Origin of the sequence: Microcystis sp. LEGE 08355, from assembly GCF_015207185.1 — a bacterium.
Taxonomy (GTDB): Bacteria; Cyanobacteriota; Cyanobacteriia; order Cyanobacteriales; family Microcystaceae; genus Microcystis; species Microcystis panniformis.
This window is the reverse complement of the sequence record NZ_JADEXI010000819.1, coordinates 1-1,600: the sequence shown is the minus strand read 5'-3', so window position 1 is coordinate 1,600 and position 1,600 is coordinate 1. Positions and strand designations below refer to the sequence as shown.

General features: G+C 40.3%; 2 protein-coding genes. One reads left to right on the top strand and one right to left on the bottom strand.

Annotation, left to right across the window (positions count from 1 at the left end):
• The first annotated feature begins 354 nt into the window (after positions 1 to 354).
• On the top strand, positions 355 to 549 hold the full coding sequence (locus IQ242_RS24365; RefSeq protein WP_004159306.1) for a hypothetical protein: 195 nt from the start codon (positions 355 to 357) through the stop codon (positions 547 to 549).
• Positions 550 to 575: 26 nt separating this feature from the next.
• Here IQ242_RS24365 and IQ242_RS24360 read toward each other — a convergent pair whose 3' ends face one another.
• The gene (locus IQ242_RS24360; RefSeq protein WP_193961729.1) at positions 576 to 992 is read right to left on the bottom strand and encodes a DUF1816 domain-containing protein; all 417 of its coding nucleotides are present in this window, start codon (positions 990 to 992) and stop codon (positions 576 to 578) included.
• Positions 993 to 1,600 lie beyond the last annotated feature (608 nt).

Genomic DNA, 1,600 nt, shown 5'->3' with positions numbered 1-1,600 from the left:
AAAAGAAGTCAAGCTGTATCCTTAACAAGGGAACAGTCAAACTAGGAGCCGTGTGAGGTGAAAGTCTCATGCACGGTTCTGAATGGGAGGGGAGGTCGGTGACGACCTTCTCGACCCCTAATAGTATAACTTCTGCTGATCACCATAAGTGAGAGAAATTCACAAATATGAGATACACCCGATTGATAGTGAACACTCATTATATATTAATAAACATAAATAAATATGAAGTAATTTAAGTTTCAAGAAGAATGAACCCGATCTTTTTTACGATGGGGGTAAAAGTGATTTTCAATTTCTCAGGTTGAAAGATGAATCCAGATTAAGCTATCTCAACGATAAGAGGACAAGCCAATGTTTGAAGATTTTACCTATATTACCGATGAGGCTTTTTTAGAGAATTATTGGTGGGAAGAAAAAGTTATCTGTCCCCACTGCCAGGGCAAAGAAAGAATCTATCTAGAGACGGAGAATGAATCCGTCCCCTGTAAATTCTGTGAGGGTAAAGGCATTATTAAACGAAAACAAGAGGAAACTAACTATTCCTAAAAATCTGTATAATTAGATACCATAAATTAAAAATATTCTTGAGTTAAAACCTCTGGCTGACATTGTTTAATTTCGCTGTTAATTCCCAGGGCAGATTCCGATTGGAGGTCTTTGATATAACCGGATTGATAGGATAAAGCTTCAGAAAAACTCTCGAAAGGACCGAAATAATAGAGACATTTCGGCTGACTGGTGGTGATCTCTATCCACCAGGGTTGATGTGGTAAACTAGGCTTAATCGGGGCAGTTTCTGGGTCAAGAGGCCTTATACTGAGAATCTTGGCCCCTTGGCGCAGCAGGCGCTGTGTTTCTTGACTCATACGGCTTTTAGGTACTCGCAGGACTGTCTGGGAGAAGCGTTGAGGCAAAGAGCCAGAAGAACCGGAAAAAACAACTTCATAGAGAAATATTTGATTCTCTCCCTGATTATTAGCCTCTAGCATACAGAAAAGATTCTCTTTTGGGGGTAAGGGTTAAAAAAACAGATGCTACTTTGAGCAGATGACTCAAGCAAAATCATCTCCTAACAGAGTAGCGCATCTTGATACGATAGCATAGAGCGGCAAAAAGTTAGGTTTTGACCTACTCTCCCCTCACAGCATAGCTTGACGAGAGATTCTTCAACAAGAAGAACCGGATAGAGTTCTTGGTAGTGATCCGATAGTAGTGGCGTAGCTCTCTTGCTTATCTAGCCTGAGTTGTGTAGAATATTGACTAATAAAAATAATTACCTGACAAATGTCAAGAATTTGCTTTTTAAGTAGGTGGGTGGAATTAAATATAAGATGAACGTAGGTTGGGCTTCGGCCGTGAGCTTTTGCCGAACGGTTGAAGCATGAAACCCAACGCTCCCATGGGTTACGCTACCGCTAACCCATCCTACAAATAATTGTGCCTCCCTACTTATGATTGCTGTTTTGGCTCTTCTAGGTTCTGTGTGAGCATGGTATAATAGTAACACAGAACAGGAGGTGGGTTATGTGGATAAATTTTGATCAACTCCTCGATTTACCAAATGTAACAGTGGTCAATTATCAAAAAATTGCTCAGA

What these genes read in the sequence shown, in the direction of transcription:
- IQ242_RS24360 (WP_193961729.1), bottom strand. Translation starts at nt 992, where the DNA reads ATGCTAGAGGCTAATAATCAGGGAGAGAATCAAATATTTCTCTATGAA.
- IQ242_RS24365 (WP_004159306.1), top strand. Translation starts at nt 355, where the DNA reads ATGTTTGAAGATTTTACCTATATTACCGATGAGGCTTTTTTAGAGAAT.